General features: G+C 57.2%; 15 protein-coding genes. 6 read left to right on the top strand and 9 right to left on the bottom strand.

The features are described from left to right. The first annotated feature begins 12 nt into the window (after nucleotides 1–12). The 3 genes from ACDI13_RS13775 (at nucleotide 13) to ACDI13_RS13765 (ending at nucleotide 3178) form a co-directional block, all read left to right on the top strand. Nucleotides 13–1290 carry an FAD-dependent oxidoreductase gene (locus tag ACDI13_RS13775; protein WP_316988265.1) on the top strand — a complete coding sequence of 426 codons (1278 nt, stop codon included), beginning with the start codon at nucleotides 13–15 and terminating at the stop codon, nucleotides 1288–1290. Between the two features lie 66 nt (nucleotides 1291–1356). Beyond that, nucleotides 1357–2646 carry an aromatic ring-hydroxylating dioxygenase subunit alpha gene (locus ACDI13_RS13770; protein ID WP_316988266.1) on the top strand — a complete coding sequence of 430 codons (1290 nt, stop codon included), beginning with the start codon at nucleotides 1357–1359 and terminating at the stop codon, nucleotides 2644–2646. A gap of 13 nt (nucleotides 2647–2659) precedes the next feature. Continuing rightward, nucleotides 2660–3178, top strand: coding sequence for an aromatic-ring-hydroxylating dioxygenase subunit beta (locus ACDI13_RS13765; protein WP_316988267.1), 519 nt, complete (start codon nucleotides 2660–2662; stop codon nucleotides 3176–3178). A 1597-nt stretch (nucleotides 3179–4775) separates the two neighbouring features. Here ACDI13_RS13765 and ACDI13_RS13760 read toward each other — a convergent pair. The 4 genes from ACDI13_RS13760 to ACDI13_RS13745 all read right to left on the bottom strand — a co-directional run bounded on the left by ACDI13_RS13760 (nucleotide 4776) and on the right by ACDI13_RS13745 (nucleotide 9662). Beyond that, nucleotides 4776–5378 carry an N-carbamoylsarcosine amidohydrolase gene (locus tag ACDI13_RS13760; RefSeq protein WP_372373129.1) on the bottom strand — a complete coding sequence of 201 codons (603 nt, stop codon included), beginning with the start codon at nucleotides 5376–5378 and terminating at the stop codon, nucleotides 4776–4778. A gap of 7 nt (nucleotides 5379–5385) precedes the next feature. Next, complete coding sequence (locus ACDI13_RS13755; protein WP_372372480.1) at nucleotides 5386–6438, bottom strand: 2,5-dihydroxypyridine 5,6-dioxygenase; 1053 nt, start codon at nucleotides 6436–6438, stop codon at nucleotides 5386–5388. A gap of 80 nt (nucleotides 6439–6518) precedes the next feature. Further along, on the bottom strand, nucleotides 6519–7343 hold the full coding sequence (locus tag ACDI13_RS13750) for an alpha/beta fold hydrolase (protein WP_372372479.1): 825 nt from the start codon (nucleotides 7341–7343) through the stop codon (nucleotides 6519–6521). A gap of 60 nt (nucleotides 7344–7403) precedes the next feature. Further along, complete coding sequence (locus ACDI13_RS13745; protein WP_316988241.1) at nucleotides 7404–9662, bottom strand: molybdopterin cofactor-binding domain-containing protein; 2259 nt, start codon at nucleotides 9660–9662, stop codon at nucleotides 7404–7406. Between the two features lie 400 nt (nucleotides 9663–10062). On the opposite strand from ACDI13_RS13745, the gene ACDI13_RS13740 reads away from it, so the two are divergent. Both ACDI13_RS13740 and ACDI13_RS13735 read left to right on the top strand, forming a co-directional pair. Continuing rightward, nucleotides 10063–10539: a 2Fe-2S iron-sulfur cluster-binding protein gene (locus ACDI13_RS13740; RefSeq protein WP_316988242.1), complete on the top strand. Its 477-nt coding sequence runs from the start codon at nucleotides 10063–10065 to the stop codon at nucleotides 10537–10539. Next, entirely contained in the window at nucleotides 10536–13376 is a 2841-nt protein-coding gene (locus tag ACDI13_RS13735; RefSeq protein WP_316988243.1) for a c-type cytochrome, read from the top strand. Before ACDI13_RS13740 ends, ACDI13_RS13735 begins: the two co-directional genes overlap by 4 nt. Before the next feature lie 268 nt (nucleotides 13377–13644). On the opposite strand, the gene ACDI13_RS13730 is transcribed toward ACDI13_RS13735, so the two are convergent. The 5 genes from ACDI13_RS13730 to ACDI13_RS13710 form a co-directional block, all read right to left on the bottom strand. Continuing rightward, a complete protein-coding gene (locus tag ACDI13_RS13730; protein ID WP_316988244.1) occupies nucleotides 13645–14193 on the bottom strand; it encodes a DUF924 family protein in 549 nt (182 codons plus the stop codon). A gap of 47 nt (nucleotides 14194–14240) precedes the next feature. Further along, nucleotides 14241–15020, bottom strand: coding sequence for an ABC transporter ATP-binding protein (locus ACDI13_RS13725; protein WP_316988245.1), 780 nt, complete (start codon nucleotides 15018–15020; stop codon nucleotides 14241–14243). Continuing rightward, complete coding sequence (locus ACDI13_RS13720) at nucleotides 15017–15784, bottom strand: ABC transporter ATP-binding protein (RefSeq protein ID WP_035273692.1); 768 nt, start codon at nucleotides 15782–15784, stop codon at nucleotides 15017–15019. The genes ACDI13_RS13725 and ACDI13_RS13720 overlap by 4 nt, the downstream gene beginning before the upstream one ends. Beyond that, nucleotides 15781–17676 (bottom strand): ABC transporter permease, encoded by a 1896-nt coding sequence (locus ACDI13_RS13715; protein WP_316988246.1) that lies wholly within the window; start codon nucleotides 17674–17676, stop codon nucleotides 15781–15783. Before ACDI13_RS13715 ends, ACDI13_RS13720 begins: the two co-directional genes overlap by 4 nt. Nucleotides 17677–17743: 67 nt before the next feature. Beyond that, nucleotides 17744–18961, bottom strand: coding sequence for an ABC transporter substrate-binding protein (locus tag ACDI13_RS13710; protein ID WP_316988247.1), 1218 nt, complete (start codon nucleotides 18959–18961; stop codon nucleotides 17744–17746). A gap of 470 nt (nucleotides 18962–19431) precedes the next feature. Here ACDI13_RS13710 and ACDI13_RS13705 point away from each other — a divergent pair, with 470 nt between their 5' ends. After that, nucleotides 19432–21867, top strand: a complete 2436-nt coding sequence (locus ACDI13_RS13705; protein WP_316988248.1) for a penicillin acylase family protein — start codon at nucleotides 19432–19434, stop codon at nucleotides 21865–21867. Nucleotides 21868–21895 lie beyond the last annotated feature (28 nt).

Raw genomic sequence — 21895 nt, 5'->3', positions numbered from 1 at the left:
AGACGCAACATCATGGCACACCACACTTCCGTATTGATCATCGGCGCTGGCCAAGCGGCTTCGGTGCTGGCGCGTGAACTGCGCAGCCTGGGCTATAACGGCAGCATTACCTTGGTAGGCGAAGAAACTCATCTTCCCTACGAACGACCGCCACTGTCCAAAGACGTGCTCAAGTCCAGTGCAACCACTGACAGCGTGTTTTTACAAAAAGCCGAGTTCTATCAAGAACAACATATTGAGCTCTTGCTGGGCACGAGCGTGCAGTCCCTGGATTGCGCCACGCGTCAGGCCAGCCTGAGCAATGGCCAAGTCTGGAGCTTTGACCACGCCGTGCTGGCCACTGGCGGCACGGCCCGCGAACTGGCCGTGCTACCCACCAGCCAGACCAACGCCCTGTATCTGCGCACGCTGGACGATGCCCTGAGCCTGCAAGCCCGTCTGCAACCTGGTTTGCGCACCTTGGTGGTTGGTGGTGGTTTCATGGGTCTGGAACTGGCCTCTACCGCCCATGAAACTGGCGCCCAGGTCACGGTCATTGAAGCGAATGAACGCCTGCTGGCGCGCAACGCCCCTGCCCTGCTGTCGCAATGGTTGCTGGCGCGTTTCGAGTCGCAAGGCATCACCGTGCGTCTGGGTCAGGGTGTGCGACAGGCCCACTTTGCGGCAGGCAACGCGCACCCCGTTCAACTGGAACTGAATGATGGCCAGACCTTGAATGGCGATCTGGCGATTGTGGCAGCCGGCCTGAGCGCGAACTCCGCCTTGGCGCGGGCCAGTGGTATTGCGGTCGATGATATGACGGCCGGAATTATAGTGGATCACCAAGGTCGCACCAGTGTGGCGGGCATTTATGCCGCTGGTGATTGTGCCACGCAGATTTGCCCCGACACCTCCGTGCGCACGCGCACCGAATCCTGGCAGAACGCTAATGAACAAGCTCGTCAGGTAGCCCACGCCATTGCCGGGCAGGATGCCCCTGCTGCACCCGTTAGCTGGTTCTGGACGGATGTGCTCGGTTGCAATATTCAGATGCTGGGCCAAGGCAGCCCGGATCTGAACTATCAGGTACGCGGCGTCATGGACAGCCAGGGCGATGCCATCAGCTTCATGTTGCTGGCTTTCGAGGGCCAGCATCTGCGACACGCGATTGGCGTCAATGCCGGTGCGGATCTACGCGCCTTGCGCAGCGTCATGGAACAGGACCTGCCTGTGGATCCGGCCATCGTACTGGACCCAGCCACCAAGTTGCGCCAGTACGTGAAAGAAGCGGCCCGTACGGCCCAAGTCTAAGAAAGAGAAGCGGCCTGTGCCGCCTCGTCATCACGAATCATTAAAGAGTTATCAGAGGAGAACCCCATGTATCAGACGCAAACGGTGATAGGCCAGACGGTCGGGTCCAAAGACCGCCCTGTCGAGCAATGCACCTGGCCCGAGGATGTGCTCAACACCATTCCGGATTGGGTCTACACCAGTAACGACATCTACAACCGCGAGATGGAACGCATTTTCCACGGCGACACCTGGAACTTTGTGGCCCTGGAAGCGGAAATTCCCGATTCGGGCGACTACAAGCGTTCGTATGTCGGTTCCACGCCGGTGGTCGTGGCGCGTGCGGAGGATGGCAGCATCAACGTATTTGAGAACCGCTGTGCCCACCGAGGTGCCGAGTTCTGCCGCCACAACCAGGGCAACACCAATGAGTTTGTGTGCCCGTATCACCAGTGGTCTTACAGCCTGAAGGGTGATCTGCAAGGGATTCCTTTCAAGCGCGGTGCGAATAAAGAAGGCGGCATGCCGCGCAGCTTCAAGAACTCCGAGCATGGTCTGAAAAAGCTGCATGTCACCACGCACAATGGCGTCATTTTTGCGTCCTACAGCGACAAGGTCGAGCCAATTACGGAATACCTGACGCCAGAAATCCTGAAGGATTTCGAGGCGATATTCCCCGGCAAGAAATTGAAGATTCTGGGTTACTACCGTAACGAATTGCCTTGCAACTGGAAGATGTACCACGAGAATCTGAAAGATCCGTACCACGCAACCTTGCTGCACTCTTTCCTGGTGGTGTTTGGTCTGCTGGTAGCGGGCAACAAATCGCAGATGTATGTGGACCCAGTACATGGTCGTCACGGTTACATGGCGTCCGCCAAGTCCGAGGACAAATACGCCGAGGTCAGCGAGGACAACAAGAAGGAAATGCGTTCCTTTGTGGACGATATGCGTTTGCGCGATGAGCGTTTCCTGGACTACATCAAGGAGTTTGATTCGCCTTGGTCGGTCACCATGCAAACAATCTGGCCCAACCTGATTGTTCAGCGCGAGATGAATACCTTGGGTGTGCGTCAGATTGTGCCCAATGGCCCCAACAGCCTGATCATGCAATGGACCATGTTTGGCTATGAGGACGATACCGAGGAGATGACTCGTCACCGTCTGCGTCAGGGCAACCTGATGGGTCCTGCCGGTTTCCTGGGTCTGGAAGACAACGAGGCCATGAAGTTTGTGCAGGAAGGGGTACGTCGTTCCAGCAGCGAGGTGAACATCATCAAGCTCGATGAAAGCAAGCTGGGTACGTCCAATACGCTGATCTCGGAAGCGGCTATTCGCTCCATGTACCAGTACTACCGCCAAGTGATGGATCTGTAAGACGAGCTGACTTATGAAAATGGATTTTTCTTTCAAACCCGCCCAGATTGCTGTTGAGCGTGCTTTGGTGTTGAAGGCGGAAATTGAGCTTTTCAATGCCGAGTACTGTGCCACTTTGGATCGTGGCAATGTTGAGGACTGGCCCCTGTTTTTTGTGGAGGACGCGGTTTACCGGGTTACTTCACGCGAAAACGCGGATCTGAATTTGCCGGTGGGCCTGGTCTATGCCGAAGGGCGCGACATGATGCACGATCGTGCGGTGGCCATTGCCCGCACGCAGATGTATGCCCCGCGCTACATGCTGCATCTGGTCACGGATGTTCGTGTGATCAGCGAGGCCGACAATGGCGACATCGAGGCCGAGGGTAATTTCATGCTGATGCAGACTTTGGTAGAAGGGCCTTCCACGGTGCATCTGGTGGGTAATTATTTTGATACGTTCACGCGTGTGGAGGGTCGTTTGATGCTCAAGGAGCGTCAGGTGATTTTTGATACGTCCATCCTGGCGAATGATCTGGTGTTTCCGGTCTAAGTCCGGAGTTTGCATCTGGTTTTAAAGCTGTTTTTTGTGTGCTGTTTCCGAGCCACTTGAGTCAGAAGGTCTTCTGATTCCTTTCGAGCACCCTTCTTTGTTGAGGGGTGCTTTTTTTTGCTTATTTATTGGGCAGAGAACTTGTGTCTGGCGCAATGTCAGATTTAGGGCTGATAGCGTCGGCTTGGGGGTCTATCGGGCCTGGAGGAATTCAGCTTAGTCAGGGTCGGGGATAAAAGAAGTCGCTGTGAATACGCCATTCAGTCGGCCTGCTGGGGTGTCCGGGCTGAGCACTTGCCGGTGCTGCGCACCGGTGCCCTTGTCAGGAGATAGCTACCGGGCGCATCCTGAACTCGCGGGGTGGTTCGTCCCCAGGACGAACCACAAACGCCCCGCTCAAACAGCAGGATGCTTGCACCCCTACGCTATCTCCTGACCGCGGCAAGTACTCTGATCCGCCCCAACACCCCAGCAGGCCGACTGAACGGCTCACAATGGCTTCTTATCTACCAATCTCTTCCAACAGACGGTCCCCTTGAATCAACAGGGCCTCTTGCCTTGCTCTTCTGCCCTTCCTAAGCGCCTATCGTTCTGCTCTTCTGCCCCCCTAAAACCCTATTGTCTTGCCCTTTTACACTCACTAAATCGACTTCGTCACATCAACAACGCAAAAACCGAAAGCAGAACTAACTCGCTGATTGACTGCGTGGCCTGCCCTGATAGCACACCAAGAACTCTACTCATTCACGGGATCTCTAAACACACACTCCACTGCCACTCTTCGTTTCACTTTCCCTCTAAACACAAAAGAACAATTAAAAAAACCACATCTAAACTGATACCCCAAAACCCCGAGAACATTCAGCCTCAGCCAAAGCAAACCCCATCCCCTTCCCTTCCTTTCTCAAACCCTCCAATCTGAGCCCCCGCCTTTCGTCCCACCTCTGCCAGTGCCGTTTGAGCTTTAACCCGTGTTGTTAGTTTTCTTGTGGGGCCCGGGTACGGCTTGGCGGGCGAGTCAGGGCTCTTGCCGCCGGCAGAGTGCTGGGGCGGGATGCAAGGGGCGTGCTGTTTGAGGAGCACGCTTGCGGTTTGCCCGGGGGACAAACCGCGCTCCGAGTTCACGACCCGCCCGCAACGGCACGCTGACAAGGGCACCCACGCGCAGCGTGGGCAAGAGACCCGCCAAGACAAGCCGTACCCGGGCCCCACAAGAAAACTATCCGCCACCCTCACGCAAAGCCCAAACGGCACGTCCAGAAGAACTCCCTTATTGCCCCAAAAGCGCCTCCAGAACCCTTCTTAAAAAAACTCCCAAGACAGCCCGCCTGAACAACCATCCCCTTAATCAAGACCAGACACCGCAATCATTGCAAACCCACGACGCTGCCAGAAATAAAAAAACCCCCGAGAGCCATACGGCTTCCAGGGGCACAGGTCCGATAGCCCGCCCCCAAGCGGCAGACCATCGATACTCAATCACAAGGCTATCAAAACAGACTTGTTAACGACGACTCATGTTCATCAAGCACCGACGCCCATCCAGGCCATGATGAAACACATCGTTCTTCTCAAAGACTCAAGAGCTTGAATCGCTTTAAAGTCCGATCAACTTCATCGCCTCTTCACGCGTTGCCACGGTGGCGTACTTCTGACGCATATCGAACAAGTTGGCCTCATGCGGGCCAATTGCACGGTCACCCACGCAGTCCGACACCACCAAGGGGCGAAAGCCCAATTGCATTGCATCGACCACGCTGGAACGTACGCAACCGCTGGTAACCGCACCGGCGACCAGCAGTGTTTGCACACCCCGCTGCGTCAGCCACGCAGCCAAGGGCGTACCAAAGAAAGCCGAAGGCACGTTCTTGCGAACCACAAACTCACCGGGCGCAGGAGCCAGTTCCGGCACGATATGGCTGTTGTGCGCGTCTTCCGTCAGACCCAGCATGCCAGGGACTTTGATGCTGAAAATGTTGTTATCAGCGCCATCGTCCGCATACACGATACGGGTATGAGCAACTGGCCAGCCTTGTTCACGCGCCGTTGCCAGCAATTTCTGCGTGTTCTCGATGGCCTCGGGAATATTGCCGCCGCCAAACACGGCAGGATCAGCAAAACCATTCACCAGATCAATAATCAACAGACCGTAGGGAGCCTTAGGCTCCAGCGTCGACCCAAAACCTTGTTGAGCGTACACCGCTCCTTCATTCGTACTCACCCACGCCTCCGTCCAGTACGTTGCCATCACGCACAACCGCACGGCCATCCAGGCTGACCGTGCAATGGCGCAAAGGAATATCAATGTGGCAGGCCGTTGTACGCTTGCCACCCGCTTCATTGTTCGGCCCCAGGGAGAACAGGAAGTTACCCTCGAAGGCCCGTGCATCCATGCCAATGGTGTTCTCACGCGAGTACAGACCCAAGGTGGACCAGTGAGCGCGTGGCTGCAAACCCCAGCCGATGTGGGAAATCGCATAACCTTCGGGATCGTTGAAGGTCTTCATGTATTCGTCCAGCAGTTCGGCTTCGATACCACCTTCAATCTTGGTGGCGTAGCCGTTTTCCACGGTCAGAATGATCTGCTCGGTCGAGTATTTCTTCTGCGGCAACAGGATGTCGCCCTTGTCGATCACAATGGTGCCGTTCGTGCCCAGCTCGTTCGGCCAGGTCAGTACAAAACCGCTAGGCCAGTGGTCCCAACGACCGGGCTCATCCACAAACCCGTATTCACGAATCGCGGGGAACTCTCCCAGCGGGCACCGCAGATTGGTACCGGCAGGCGAGGTAATGCTCATTTCCTTGGCGGCCTTGATCAAGGCTGCCGCCGCTGTCACGCGTGCGCGATCTGCTTCGGTTGGCACCGTGCGAACCAGAATTTCCGGTGGCTCCACCGCCAAAAGGATCTTGGTACCCGACTTCAGAATGTCGATCTGCTCGGGCGAGAACAACAATGTCATCAAATCCAGCACCAGATCACTGGCCTTCAAAGCGGCAATCGCCGCTTCGTTACCCGTCAGCGGGGTCGTCCCCAAATACGCCAACGAGTCCCGGCTCAAGGCCTTCTCTGCATTCACGGGCAGCAGATCCAGACGATTCACAATCGCGCCCATGGACTGAGCCGCAATCTGCGCACACTGCATCGTTTGCGGGTGGGTGGTCGAGCTGGTCAGCAAGGTCACAGTTTGACCAGCCTGCAGCTTGGACAGGCGCAGCACCTCCTGCCATGCCTCGATAAGTTGATAATCACTCACTGCCATCTTGTCTCTCCTTGTGAGAGGCCCCGGCACTGACGCGGAACCTCTGCATCACGACGGGCCGCCCATGCGGCCCTTTAACATCACACCAGGCGCTGGCCCAGGAAATCACCGAAGGCTTCATAGAAACCAGCCTCGTTATCCCAAGGAATCATGTGACCGGCATTGGGCACACGTACGTGCTGAACGCCAGCGGCCAACTGCTGAATCTCGGCCACGTCCTCATCACGCACCACATCACCACGCTCGGCGGTCATCAGCAAGGCAGGTACTTTCAGATGCGGGAAGTCGACGTGAATATCGTCGGTGTGGAACCCTTCAAAGCTAGCCAAAATCGCAGGCTCGTGGCAGGTGTGCAGCCACTGGGCACGCAATTGCAATTGCTCTTGGGTCCAGGTGGGGCAGAAAGCACGCATGTCTTCTGCGGTGCAGCCTTTGCGAGCCATGGCCATGGAATCCACGTACCAGGGCAACTTGGAAGGATAGGCACGACGATCCGGGCCGGAGACCGGAGGATCAACCATTACCAGACGGTTCAAGCCATCGCTGTTCTTGTGAGCCGCACGCAAACCAATACGCGCACCCATGGAGTGGCCGACCACGATGTAGTCTTTCAGACCCAAGGCTTGAGCCAAGGCGATCAAATCATCCGCCTGGGCGTCCAGGCTGTAATCCATGCCTTCGGCGGCTTCGCTCAAACCGCGACCACGCACATCCTGAATGTAGGTATCAAAGTGCTTGCCGAACTGCTCGCCCACAAAGCCCCAGGTCACCGCCGGGCTGGTAATGCCGGGAACGATGATGACCGCGGGACGCTGGTCGCGACCCTGGCTGGAGCCACCGTAGCGCAAGTAATGCTGACGAATGCCATTGGCATGAACATGGCCGCCGTAAAGAAAGGTACTCATTAATCTGTCCTTGGATTGAAACCGTCAGGCCTGGGCCTGACCCATGAAAATTGCTGCTGCCTACGCCATTTGGGGCGTAGTAGCCAGCGCGGCCCGGACCACATCCGGTGTAAAAGGCACCTGCCGAAAACGTCGGCCAGTTGCATCAAACAAAGCATTGGCAATGGCCGAGGCACAGGGCACGGAGGCGGATTCGCCCGACCCCATCGGCGGCTCGGACTGCCTGTCCATCAAAATCACCTCAATGGGCGGGATGCGCGGGAAATCCACAATCGGATAGGCGCCCCACTCCGCACTGACTACGCCCTGTGCGTTAAAGCGCACCTGCTCATACAAGGTGCGGCTTAAGGACTGAATCACATTGCCGTGAATCTGGTGGCGCACTCCCGCCGGGTTCACCATCTGCCCAGTGTCCTGGCCCACATAAATCTGCTGAACCTCAATCACACCCGTCTCCGCATGAACCCGCAGATCCAGCAGCCAGGCTGACCAGGCCGCCCCGAAACCAGGAAACTTGCTGTGTATATAGCGGGCGTACGACAGACCACGGCCATAGAGATAGCCTTGCTCGTCCGGCTGCCCGCGAGAACCTCGATGCCCAATCTGCCATTGCCCCTTGTCCGCCACTGCCTGTAACAGTTCCTGAGCGCGTTCATCCTGATCCAGATAACGCAGGCGATAACTCAAGGGGTCCACACCGGCTTCCACCGCCAGCTCGTCCAGAAAGCAGTCATGCGCAAAAGAGTTAGGCATGGCCGACACACCACGCAACCAGGAGGCGCGCACAATCGCGGGCATGTCCTGACACACAATGCGCTGCTTGGGATAGCTGTAGGGTGGTACAGCCGTGCGGTCCCCCATTTCCAGTTGACGTGGGGTCGCCGACTCCCGCCCCGTCAGCAAGAGCGCCAGGTTCGGCGCATCGTTGGAGGGGTAATGGGTCACGAAATCGTAATGACGCAGTTGCCCTTGAGCATCAATGGAGCCTTCGACATCCATCAACTGAGCAGCGCCTTTAGGCTCCCAACCGTGTTCTTGTTCTCGCGTCAGTTGCACACGCACCGGCGCACCGACGGCTCGGGACAAGAGCAAGGCATCTGCACACACATCGTCAGCACAATTACGGCCATAACAACCGGCTGCTTCGTGACGGATGATCTCCAGACCGGCCTCATCTTCGTCCAGCAATTGGCTCAAATGAACACGCAACATATGCGGGTTCTGCGAGCCTGACCAGATCCGGCTATGACCGGGCTGGTAGTCCGCCACCGCGCAAGACGGGCCAATCGAAGCATGCAACTGAAAAGGCCAGATATAGCTACGCTTCAAGCGTCTACCCTCTGGCGGCAACTCGTCAAAATCCGGTCCTGTATCGGCCAACAAACGCGCCGTCATGGGCTGACGACGAATCAGTTGCTCCAGATTGCTCATATCCTCCAACGGAGGAATCGCTTTCCAGCGCACTTTCAATTCGCGGGCAGCACGCATAGCGTGTTCTTCACGGCGCGCGACCACACCGATAAAGTCGCCAATCACCACAACACGCACATCGTCAGCAATATGGCGGATGGACTCCTCATCCACGGAGTCCAGGCTGCGACCGATGAAGTCGCCGCTATCGCGCCCTATATAAGGAGGACGCACAACACGGCCGTGCAACATGCCAGGCACGCGCACGTCGTGTACATACACCCATTGCCCCGCGACCTTGCCTGGAATATCGACACGCGCCTGGGCTGTCCCTACAATGCGCAATTGCTCGGCCGGTTTGGTGGAGGTTTCTTTATCCAGATAGGCCCGCAGCTCCAGACCTTCCAGCAATTGCCAGTACGTCAGGCTGCGCCCGTCTGGGGCATTGACGATACCGTCTTCCACGCGTAATTGAGCGGCAGGCAATGCCCAACGTTCTGCGGCTTGTGCCAGCAGTAATTGACGTGCCTGAGCCGCTGCCTTGCGCAGCGGTACAGCATGAATCTGAATGGAAGCACTGGCGATGGTGGGCCCCTGATTGGGCACCGCATCGGTATGGCCCAGTACCATTTGCACACGCGCCATGGGCACATCCAGCTCGTCGGCCACGATCTGACTGAGCGCCGTTTGAATGCCGGTGCCCAGGTCCACGTGCCCATGAAAAGCGCGCACCCAGCCCTGTTCGGACACGGCGACAAAGACATCGTCGTGCGCCTGCAAGTAGTCGGACACCACGCCGGGCTGGCCGGGCGAAGGCTTGGGAGGCCGTGCCGGTGCCGCTAAAATCAGCAAGGTGCCAGACGCCCTGAGCAAGTCTTGCTGCTGGTGGCGCGGCGCATCGTAAGACATCACACTCTCCTGGCTGGGTTTTTATATAAGGGCCTGAAAGCCGGCCTCAGGGACTTGCTCCTGAAAGCGTGCCTGCAGCGCGCCTAGGCAAAACATCGATTACTAGCGTACACACCCTAATAAAATCAAATGCAGTGCGCTGAAACCCATTTATCGCAACTACTATAAAGAGAAAATCAAGGGCTTAATAATCAGTGTAAACCCTATATTAAATAAGATTAGATTGAATCTTTTCCATCTTCCCAAGCAGGCTTTGATTGATACCTCAAGGGAGTAGTAGAATCTATTTACTCGATAAATTAAAGTGTATACACTTAATTTAAGCATATCAATACCAAGCTGATAAAAGCACCGCACACGCTGTCCGACAACAAGGTGCGATCTACCCAAGGTGAACCCCATGCCCCCTTGTACTCGCCCGCATACCTTGCGGGTCAATCAAGAGACCCACATCATCGAGGTGGAGCCCGATACGCCACTGCTTTATGTATTGCGTAACGACCTGGAACTGAATGGCCCCAAGTTTGGCTGCGGCCTGGGTGAATGTGGTGCCTGTACGGTGCTGGTCGATGGTGTGGCCGCCCGCTCCTGTGTCGTGCCGGTCAGCCTGGTAGAAAACCGTCAGATCACGACCCTGGAAGGCTTGGCCCAAAACGGCCAACCCAATGATGTTCAGCAAGCCTTTATAGATTGTCAGGCTGCGCAATGCGGCTACTGCCTCAATGGCATGGTCATGACCGTGCAGGCCCTGCTGGAACGCAATCCGCAAGCCACCGAAGCGCAAATTCGGGACGAACTACGCTATAACCTGTGCCGTTGCGGCACGCACGTAGAAATCATGCAAGCCGCCGTACGCGTCGCAAAGGCCCGGCAATGAGTCATTCAGCACAAGACCTTTCCCGAACGCTGTGGCCGGAACTGCCTGCGGGCACCAGCTTGCTGCATGGCGCTGTGGTACGCCCCCCTTACTGGTCCTATGAAAACGGGCAGTATCTGGGCGCTGAATTACAAACAGTAGACCAACAAGCTGCCCTGCAAGTACCCGGCGTTGTAGCCTGTGTGCATATGGGCAATTTTCTGGGTGTGTTGGCGGTACAAGCCGAGCAGGCTCAACAAGGTGCTGCCTTGCTGGATGCGCGTTGGGCCACGCCCGTCGCAGCGAACCAGGCTACGCTGCCAGCGGATGAGGATGTCGCTGCTACGCTTAGCGCCCCCGATCAACGCTATGAGTGGCGATCTGCCGCCGAGCATCAGGAAACCGCTTGGGCCCGTGCTTGTTATCACGACAAGCAGCTTTATGTCTGGGCGCATACGCAGCGCCCCGCTGCCCTGCTGATTGAGCTGCAAGCCTTGAGCGGCCTGCCCAACGAACAGATCCATTTGCAGGATATTGCCGGCAATCAGGCCGATGCCTACGACTGCGCCATGGATGCAGCCGTCATGGCCTTTGGCCGCCCCCAGGCCGTGCAAGTTCGTGCCAGCCACAGCGAAGTCACCCTTCGCCTGAGCGTCTATAAAGGCACCGCAGAGCGAAACGACTTGAATGCCCATTTGCGGGCGACCCGCTGGCAACTGAACACTTTGTCCGGTGCGCGCCCTTCCCTGGCTGCCATTCTTTGTGGCCAGCCAGGTTTGCCCAGCCGTGGTCCGGACGTAAAGAGCGATTACTTTTCTGCACCCACGCCTAACTATGATGGCGCGGCCGCCAGCAGTGACCCCGACAGCCTGGCCCAGGCCACCATCTTTGCCCAAGAATCGCAATTCGATCAGGACTGCCACAGCCTGGGCCTGGATCCTTTGGAGGCACGACTGGAACAAGTCAGCAGCCCCCAAGGGCGCGAGCTGCTGCAACGAGTTGCCGAGCAATCGGACTGGTCCGAGCCCTTGCCCGCCCATCAAGGCCCTTTACGCAAGGGTCGCGGGCTGGCCTACAGCCATATTGTTGAAAACGTCCCCGGACAGGCTGCACGAGAACAGTGGTCCGCCTGGGCTGTGGATGTCAGCGTCGATACCCGTCAAGGCACGCTCAGCATAGACAAGCTAACCATTGGCCACGACAGCACAGAACTGAATAACTCCGATCACGCTCCGGAGTCTGCGCCCGCCCTGGCTGACCGACTGGGTCGTTGGGCGCAGCAACTGCTGAACAATGGCGTGGGCAAAGGCGGCGAAGGTAGCAGCGACAGCCCTGTCAAAGAAACCGCCGACAAGCCCGCCGTCCAACTGGTCAAACGAGAGTCTGCCGTAGGCCAGCCTTTGGCCTGGAACCAGGGCGTGGAACTGCCTGCCGCGGCCGCCATTGCCAATGCAATTTTCAATGCCAGTGGCATACGCCTGACCAGTGCGCCTTTTAGCGAACAGTCTCTGGCGCTGGGCTATCAGTCCGATAAAACAGGCAGCAGCAAAAAACGCAAAGCCTGGTGGGGAGCCTTGGCCGCAGTCGCCACCGGCACCGTCTTGAGCGCCCTGCCCTGGCGGCCCGCCATTGCACCAGTCGGCCAAGTGGATACCTCCATCTTTTCCGAGCTGGCCATTGAACGTGGCCGTCTGGTTGCCATTGCAGGCGATTGCATGGTCTGTCACACCGCTGAGGGCGGCACACCCAATGCAGGTGGCTTGGGTTTGGATACGCCGTTTGGCACGATCTACACCACCAACATCACCCCGGACAAAGAAACCGGCATCGGTAGCTGGAGCTACAAAGCCTTTGAGCGCGCCATGCGCGAGGGCATTCATCAGGACGGACGCCACCTGTACCCGGCCTTCCCTTACACGGCCTTTGCCAAGATCAGCGATGAGGACATGCAGTCCCTGTACGCCTACCTGATGACGCAAGAGCCAGTGAAGTCCGAAGTGCCTGAAACCAAGCTGCCTTTCCCCATGAATATGCGGCCCTTGGTGGCGGGCTGGAACCTGCTGTTTCACCGTGATCCAAATGCCTATGTGCCGGACCCGACGCAAACCGTGCAATGGAACCGGGGGGCCTATCTGGTCAATAGCAGCGGCCACTGTGCGGCCTGCCATAGCCCGCGCAATATGCTGGGCGCGGAAAAAGGCGGTAAAGCGAATTTCCTGGCTGGTGGTTTTGCGGATAACTGGGAAGCGCCTGCGCTCAATAGCCTGTCCAAAGCCCCCATCCCCTGGACAGAACAGGAGCTGTACCAATACCTGCGTACCGGCTACTCGCCCCGTCATGGCGTGGCGGCGGGACCGATGGGGCCGGTCGTCGCAGGCTTGGCAGAACTGCCTGAGTCCGACGTCCGTGCCATGGCGCACTACCTAAGCAGTTTGAACCCGGTCGAGAGCGAACAAGAACAAACACACGCCGCCCAGGCCGCGCTGCTGGAGCAAGATAGCCGCAGCAATAAGGACGTGATGGTGATGCCAGGCGAAAACCTGTTCAACGGCGCTTGTGCTGTTTGCCATGACCCACGTGGTGGGCCGGTGCTCTTTGGGGCTCGCCCGTCCCTGGCCTTGAACAGCAATCTGCACAGTGAACACCCGGACAATACGATTCAGGTGTTGATGCACGGCATTACCCGTCCGGCACAGCCCACCCTGGGCTCCATGCCCGGTTTCAAGAACAGCATGAATAACGAGCAGATGGAAGATTTGCTGAACTATATGCGGGCGCGTTTTGCACCGGACAAACCCGCCTGGACAGGCCTGAAAGACAAGATTGCGACCATACGGGAGCAGAAGGGGCATCTGTAGACGGGGCTTGTCCGCAGATTGTGTTTAGATACGCGGTCAACGAAGCAAAGGCGGCTTCAAGTTTTCACTTGGCCGCCTTTGTTTTTGATTCATCACATTCAGACCTGGCTAAGCCAGCCCCCCTCAAGCCAGGCTCTCGGCCAACACTCTGAAGGACTGATCTGAAACTTGAACTTACGTGTGGGTTTAGGTTTGGAGCCAAAGCCTAGGCCCAGTCCCAATCAAGATCAAGACTCAGCTTCTGCTGCAGATCCAGACTCAAAACCCATCAACCGGAAAAACCACCGCCCTCCAGAAACGTCTGTTCTTCCGCAGTGGTAGTACGCCCCAGAATCGAGTTGCGATGCGGGAAGCGGCCAAAGCGTTCGACCACATCCAGGTGCTCTTCGGCATGATCCAGCCAGGGACGGCCAATTTCCCGATTCAGGCGCACGGCCTCTTGCTGGTCCGCCAAGTTCTCCGCATGAGAATACGGCAAGTAGCAGAACACACGGCGCTCCACCGGAATTTGTTTATCCAGACCCTTGGCCACCATTTCCTTGGCAATCGCCAAACCCTTCTCATCGGTCGCATACATGCGCGTAGTATTGCGAAAAGAGTTGCGCGGAAACTGATCCAGCAGAATCAGCAAGGCATAGGCCCCTTCTGCCGTCTGTGCCCAATCATCCAGTTCGCCCCTGGCCGCACGTTCGTGCCAGTCCAAAAACCGCTCACGAAATTCCCGGTCGAAGTCATCAGACTTGCGAAACCATTTCTCTGGCCCTGATTCAACCCAGAAATCAATGACGGTCTGGGGATTGGGGCGTGCATCTGTCATGGTGTTCTCCTGGAGCCGATCCGGCCTCGCTAACTGGAGGCCCAACGTTAAACGGACAGGTAAGTGCGCCGCACGTGTTCGTTGGCGCTTAACTCCTGCATGACGCCACTGTACCGTATTTGCCCTTTTTCAAGCACATAGACCCGATCCGACACCAGTTCGGCAAAATGCAGATTCTGCTCGGACAGCAAGATACTGACACCGGCCTGCTTGAGCTCCAGAATCATCTGCACCATCTGCTCGACAATCACCGGAGCCACACCCTCGGACGGTTCATCCAGCAAGACCAGATAGGGATTGCCCATCAAGGTGCGCGCTACCGTCAGCATTTGCTGCTCGCCCCCGCTCATCTGTCCGCCGGGTCTGTCCTGCATCTGCCCCAGATTGGGAAACAGGCTGTACAAGCGTTCAGGCTGCCAGTGCGGGGCTGCGGCGCCATCTGGCCAACGCCGTGCTGGTTGACGGCCTACTTCCAGATTCTCCGAGACACTTAAATCACTAAAGATACGGCGCTCTTCGGGCACAAAGCCCAAACCGGCACGTGCAATCTCAAAAGGCTGCTTGTCGTGAATGGCCTGCCCCATGAATTCGATATGGCCGTTGGATCGCTCCATCAAACCCATAATGGACTTCAAGGTTGTGGACTTGCCCGCGCCGTTGCGCCCCATCAAGGCGACCACTTCGCCGCGCTGCACCGTCAGGGACAGATCAAACAGAATATGCGCGGCACCGTACCAGGCATTCAAGCCATCTACGCTCAGCAAAGGCTGCGCGTCCGCCCCGCCTGCGGCGATTCGCTCAGAACCGGCTAATAAGTCCTGCGTCATGCTGGCTCCTTGTTCTCGAATGTTTTGCCTGTTCCAAAGTAGACCTCCTGCACCTTGGGATGCTGGCGAATATAGTCCGCATCCCCTTCCGCCACTAGCCGACCACGGGCCAACACCAGCATGCGGTCCGAGTGCTCGAACACCACGTCCATGCTGTGCTCGGTAAACAGCACACCCATATTGCGTTCGATCACCAGTTTTTTGGTCAGGCGCATCAACTCATTGCGCTCTTTGGGGGCCATGCCTGCTGTGGGTTCATCCATCAGCAACAGACGGGGGTCGTTGGCCAGTGCAATCGCCAGCTCTACCCGCTTCACATCGCCATAGGCCAGCTCGCTGCAAGGCCGTTCAGCCTGAGCCAGCATGCCCACCTGATCCAGCAAGTCCAGCGCACGTGCCCGCTCGAACTGAGCCGCACGACGCCAGAAGGAAAACAGTTTTTTCTGATGCGCCAGCAAGGCCATCTGCACGTTTTCCACCACTGTCAAAGAGGCAAACGTCGCGGCAATCTGAAAGGTGCGACCCACGCCCAAAGCAGCAATCTTGCGTGGGGCCAATCCCACCAGCTCCTGATCACCCAAGCGCACCGAACCCGCGGTTGGCGTCAACTGCCCGCCCACCATATTGAAGGTGGTGGTTTTGCCTGCACCATTAGGGCCGATCAAGGCCAGAAACTCCCCGGCCTGCACATCAAACTCGATACCGTCTACGGCCAGATTGCCGCCAAACGCTTTTTTAAGACCTCGTACTTGCAGCAAACTCATGACGATGCCTCCGGTGCAACGCGACGGTGCGCCCAACGTTTGAAAAAGCCGGCAATACCCTGTGGGAAAGCCAGAACCAGCAACAGAATCACGCCACCAAACAAGGCGCGCCAATACTGAGTGATGCCCAGGAAAAAGTCCTGCAGCAAGGTGAATACGGCTGCGCCCACTACTGGACCGACCAGGGTTTGCAAGCCACCCAGCAAGACCATGACCAAGCCATCCACAGACTTATTCACCGCAATCACCTCAGGCGAGACACTGCCTTTTGAAAACACAAACAAGGCACCGGACAGACCAGCAAATGTGCCCGCCAACATAAAGGTCAGCCACTGTACGCGTTTAACGGGAATGCCGATGGCCTCAGCCCGCAAGGCCGAATCCCGACTGGCACGCATGGCGTAGCCAAAGGGCGAAAACAAGATGCGACGTAACAAGAAAGCGGCTGCCACAACCACACACAAGGCGAAATAATAATAGCGATCACCGGACAACCATTCGGCTGGCCAGACTCCGACCAAACCATTAGAGCCGCCCGTAAAGCTGTCCCACTGATACACGATGGACCAGATAATCTGCGCAAAGGCCAAGGTCAACATGGCCAGGTAGACGCCGGACAGACGAACGCAGAACCAGCCAAAGATCAGCGCCCCCAAACCTGCGACAGCGGGAGCCAAGACCAAAGACCATCCCATCGACCAGGCCGCCGCTTTGAACAGCAGAGCCGCGGCATAGGCGCCCAGACCAAAATAAGCAGCATGACCAAAGGAGTTCATCCCCCCTGGTCCCATCATGAAATGCAGGCTCAATGCAAACAAGGACAACACCAGAATATCCAGAGCCAGCACAGGCGCGTATGGGAACCATTCGTTCATCAGGGGCAAGGCGGCCATCCCCCCCAGAACCACCAGCACCATGACCTGGAAAGCTCCGCTTCCGGCTCGTAACGGTGCCTCAATCGGGGCCGAGTTACGGCTGACGGCTTGAGCACGCCCAAACAAGCCCCAGGGCCGGAACACCAGTACCACCGCCATGAAAATGAACTCCACCACCAGCGTCAACTTGGGAAAAGCAAAGTCCACGCCAAAGAAGGTGACCGTGCCCAGAGCAATACACAGGGCCTTCAACTCAGCGACGATCAAGGCAGCCACATAGGCACCGGGGATGGAGCCCATGCCACCGACCACCACAATCACAAAGGCGTCCCCGATCACGCTCAAATCCAGCAGCAGATTGGCGGGCTGACGCGGCAATTGCACGGCACCACCCAAACCAGCCAGGAAGGCCCCTAAGGCAAAGACCCCCGTAAACAACCAGGCCTGATTCACGCCCAGCGCACCGAGCATTTGCCTGTCGTGGGTCGCGGCGCGCACCAGTACGCCCCATCGGGTACGGGTCAACAAGAGCCACAGCAAGCCCAGCACCACCGGACCGATCACGATCAGCACCAGGTCATAAACCGGGAAGAAGCGTCCTGCAATGGAAACAGAACCGCTCAAACCCGGCGCCAGCGGCCCCAGCAGATCTTCCGGCCCCCACACCGCCAAGGCCCCGTCATTAATCACCAGCACCAGGGCAAAGGTGGCCAATAACTGGAACAGCTCGGGCGCTTTATAAATGCGCCGCAACAGCACGATTTCCAGCAAGGCCCCCAATGCGCCGACCAGCAAGGCCGCCACAATCAGGCCAGCCCAGAATCCCAGCGCCGAACCACCCATGAATTGCACCGTGGAATACGCCATGTAAATGCCCAGCATATACAGGGAACCGTGTGCAAAATTGACGATGCGTGTCACCCCAAAGATCAGGGACAAACCCGCCGCCACCAGAAACAAAGACGATGCCTCGGCCAGTCCGTTAAGGAACTGAACCCATAAACCCGATAAGGCCATTACTGCCTCGCGTCAGAAGTGGCGCGCCAGACGGCGCGCCGATCTACGAAATACTGCGTTCTTGGAATTATTGATTGGCCGCGGCAGGACGCCACTGGCTGACTTGCTCATCCGTAGGCTGTACATCCTTGCCATCGGCATAACGAATATTAGTCATGATGCCCTTGCCGTCTTGCTTGGCCAGCACACCCACATACGCCCCCTGTGTGGACTGCTGATCTTGCGTGCGGTAAGTAATAGGACCAAAAGGCGTGACCACATCCAGACCACGGAAGGCTTTGATCATGGCTTCGGTGTCGGTAGAACCGGCTTTTTCAATACCGGCGGCAATCGACACAATGGTGCTGTAGCCAATAATCGTGCCCAGGCGTGGGTGCTCCTTGTACTTGCCCTGATAGGCTTTCAAAAAGGCATTGTGCTCGGGTGTGTCGATGGCATACCAGGGGTAGCCCGTCACAATCCAGCCTTCCGGCGTTTCTTCACCCAAGGGGTCCAGGTATTCGGGCTCGCCGGTCAACATGCTGACCACCGGCAAGGCAGGGCTGAAGAACTGGCGCTGATTACCGGCACGAACCAGACGAGCCAGGTCGGACGCAAAAAGTACGTTAAAAACCGCATCAGGCTTGGCTTCGGACAAAGCCTGCACCACGGCACCGGCATCGACCTTGCCCAACGGCGTGGCCTGCTCAGCCACGAACTCGATATCGGGCTGGGCTTCTTTCATCAGAGTCTTGAACGTGGCAACGGCGGACTGACCGTACTCGTAGTTGGGGTACACAATCGCCCAACGCTTCTTGTTCAGCTTGACGGCTTCCGGCACCAGCATGGCGACCTGCATATAGGTGGAGTTGCGCAGGCGGAAGGTGTAGCGGTTGCCATCGGCCCAGACGATCTTGTCGGTCAACGGTTCGCTGGCCAGAAAGAATACTTTTTTGTGTTTGGCAAAGTCGGTAATGGCCAGACCAATATTGGACAGGAAGGTCCCGGTCAGCACATCGACCTTTTCCCGCGAGATCAATTCCTCGGCGGCGCGTACGGCATCGCCGGGGTTGGAATTGTCATCCTTGATAATCAACTCCAGTTGCTTGCCGTGAATCCCCCCAGCCTGATTGATCTGCTCAACCGCCAGCTCCATCCCGTTTCGATAAGGCCCCAAAAAAGCGGGCTGGGACTTATAGCTGTTCAACTCTCCAATCTTGATGACCCCTTCAGCGGCAGCGGTGGCCCCCAAAGTTTGCAACATCATCGTTCCTGCCAGTGCTACCCCTGCAAATGTCTTGTTCATTGTCTTCTCCGTGGGCTTGTAAGGCGAAACACGACTCAGCAACTTGTCTTGTTTTAGTAATTTAAAGTGTACACATGGTATTTTTGCGAGTAAATCGACCAAGACCTAGGGATATACCCTTGAACACTTTAAACATAAAACACAACTAGTCAGGCAGAAAGCCGTTAAAGCAAGGAGAGCGAGAAGAAATGAGCAGAAAAAGTAGATAGCCTGAAAAGAAGATAACTACCGATATACAGTGACTACACTTAATAAGCCCAAAGATTAAAACGCAACCACCCTACCTGGTTCCTGCACGCGCCGAATCATGGATTTCATAAACTGCTCCATCATATCCGGCAAGCCGCTTTTGTACTGGGGAAATCCTCTAGAAGCTTTCACCTGAAAATATCAATACCTAAAGAACTTTGACGTTATATTCTCAAGAGATAAAAAAACGGTAGCCCCATGGCTACGCTTGAGGAGACAAGATGTTGAACTTCCCCCGTCGCTTCCCATCCCGACTGACCCTTGGCGTACTGAGCACCAGCATCTTGCTGGCCGCCTGTGCCAGCACTTCCGTGAATGATCGCAGCGTTACCATCAAGCGCGACAGCTATGGCACGCCGCACATCTATGCGGACAGCACCTATGGCCTGTTCTATGGCTATGCCTATGCCGTCGCGACGGACCGTCTCTATCAGATGGAAATTGCCAAACGCTCTGGCTGGGGAACGGTGGCAGAAGTTCTGGGAGCGGATTTCCTGGAGCTGGATAAAGTCACCCACAGCAACATCGACCCGGACTCTATTCGCAAGCAATTGGCCGCTCTTTCCAAAGAAGACCGCGCCATGTTTGAGGGCTATGCGGCAGGCTTTACCCAGCGTGTGCGCGAGGTAAAAGCCCAACGCGACACCTTGATGCCCAAAGAGTTTCTGGACAAAGGCTTTGAACCTTCTGAATGGCAGCCCGAGGACATTGCCATGGTCTGGGTAGGTCTGATTCTGAACCGCTTCTTTGCCGGTACTGCGGAAGTGGCCAACCTGAATCTGCTGGAAACCTTGAAAGCAGACCAGGGCGCGGAACGCGGCGAACAGCTTTACAAACAACTACGCTGGCTGAACGACCCGACCGCCCCCACCATCATTGCGCAGCCGGAGGCCAAGACCGCTCTGGCCGACTTGCCTACGCATTTGCAGGCCCTGTCCACACACGCTGCGCAGGACTATCTGCGCAAGCAGGCTGTCGCCCTGGGCCCCACCGTGGCCGCCGGCACACCGACGGCCAGCAATGCCTGGCTGCTGGGTCCTGAAAAGACGACCCACGGCCATGCCGTGCTTTACAACGGCCCGCAACAAGGCTGGTACACCCCGTCCATTACCTATAGCGTCGGCCTGCACGGTGCGGGCTACGACCTGACCGGCACCACTGCCGTTGCCCTGCCCGCCATTCTGTTCGGCACCAATGGCCAGATTGCCTGGGGTTCCACTGTAGGTTCACTGGACACCAACGACGTTTACCAACTGCGCTTGAAAGACGGTGATCCGCATAGCTACTGGTACAACAATGCCTGGCGTCCCATGGAGCACAAGCAGGTGCGTATCAAAGTGCGTGGACAGGACGATGTCACGCTGGACGTCTACCGCGCGGCTCAAGGTTATGTCAGCAGTTGGGACAAAAAGAACAACACCGCCTACGCCAACCGCCGTACCTGGGAAGGTCGGGAAATTGAAACCCTGCTGGGCTGGGCCCATGCGGCCAAGGCCCAAAACTGGGATCAATTCATGGCCCAGGCAGCCCGCGTCAGCGCCTCCATTACCTGGTTCTATGCCGATACCAAGCGCAATATCGGTGCCGCTGCCTTGGGCCTCTTGCCACAACGCCCTGTCAGTCAAGCCATCCAGTTCCCGGCCACAGGAGACGGCAGCATGGAATGGCAAGGCTTTCTGAGCTTTGAGCACAACCCGAAAGTGCTGAACCCGCAGCAAGGCTATATCGCCAGTTGGAACAACAAGGCCTACGGCGCCTTGCTGGCTGACAATGCCAACTTCTCCTATGTAGACCGCGTGCAGGAACTACTGGCACCGCTGCAAGCCAAGCAGCGCCTGAGCGATGAAGAAATCTGGGGCATTGACTCCCTGGGCGCACGCTCGGACCTGAATGCGCGCTACTTCGCCCCCCTCATCCAGGCAGCCGCCAAGCTGCCACGTGCCAGTGCCCTGGCCCGTCAAGCTGCCGAGCAGTTGAGAGGCTGGGACTACAAGCTGCACGTCGCCAGCAACGGCAAGCATTACGAAGGCAGTGCTCCGGCTGTGATGCAGGCCTGGATGCACGCTGCGGTCCCTGTATTCCTGAAAGGTCGTTTGCCTGACAGCGTCTACCAGACCTACACGCAAGGCCTGTACCCGGCCATGGATGATCCACGCAGCGCCCAACCCGCTGCGGCAGCCAAGCTGATCTGGAACGCCATCCAGGGCCCGGCTGCTGGTGTGCCACAGACCATTGATTTCCTGCAAGGTCGTCCAGCCCAGGAGCTGGTACTGGATGCGCTGGAACAAGCGGCCACCTCGCTGGAGCAAGCGCAGGGCGCACAAGCTCAGCAATGGCGTGCTCCCTCTGTTTCCATGTTGTTTGCGGCACGTAATGCGATTGGGGTGCCTTGGTCTGACCCTGCGTTCGAGCGCCGCCTCATGCCTTATCTGAACACCGGCAGCGCCCGCTTCCAGTACGTGCTGGACCCTGCTGGCGTGCGCATGTGCTCGATCATGGCGCCGGGGCAAAGTGGTTTCATCAATCCCAAAGGCGAAGCCGACGCACATCACTCGGATCAGCTTGAAATGTTTGCGGCCTTCAAGTGCAAGAACGATGCTATCAGCGATCAGGACATAGACAAGGCCAGCCAGGAAAGCCAAACCCTGCACTACTAAGGAGTCGATCGCCAAGGGGGCCTGGAGT

It is taken from the genome of Alcaligenes faecalis (assembly GCF_041521385.1).
Lineage (GTDB): Bacteria > Pseudomonadota > Gammaproteobacteria > Burkholderiales > Burkholderiaceae_B > Alcaligenes > Alcaligenes faecalis_E.
Note: the sequence above shows the minus strand (reverse complement) of the source record. Positions and strands in the feature narration are given on the sequence as shown.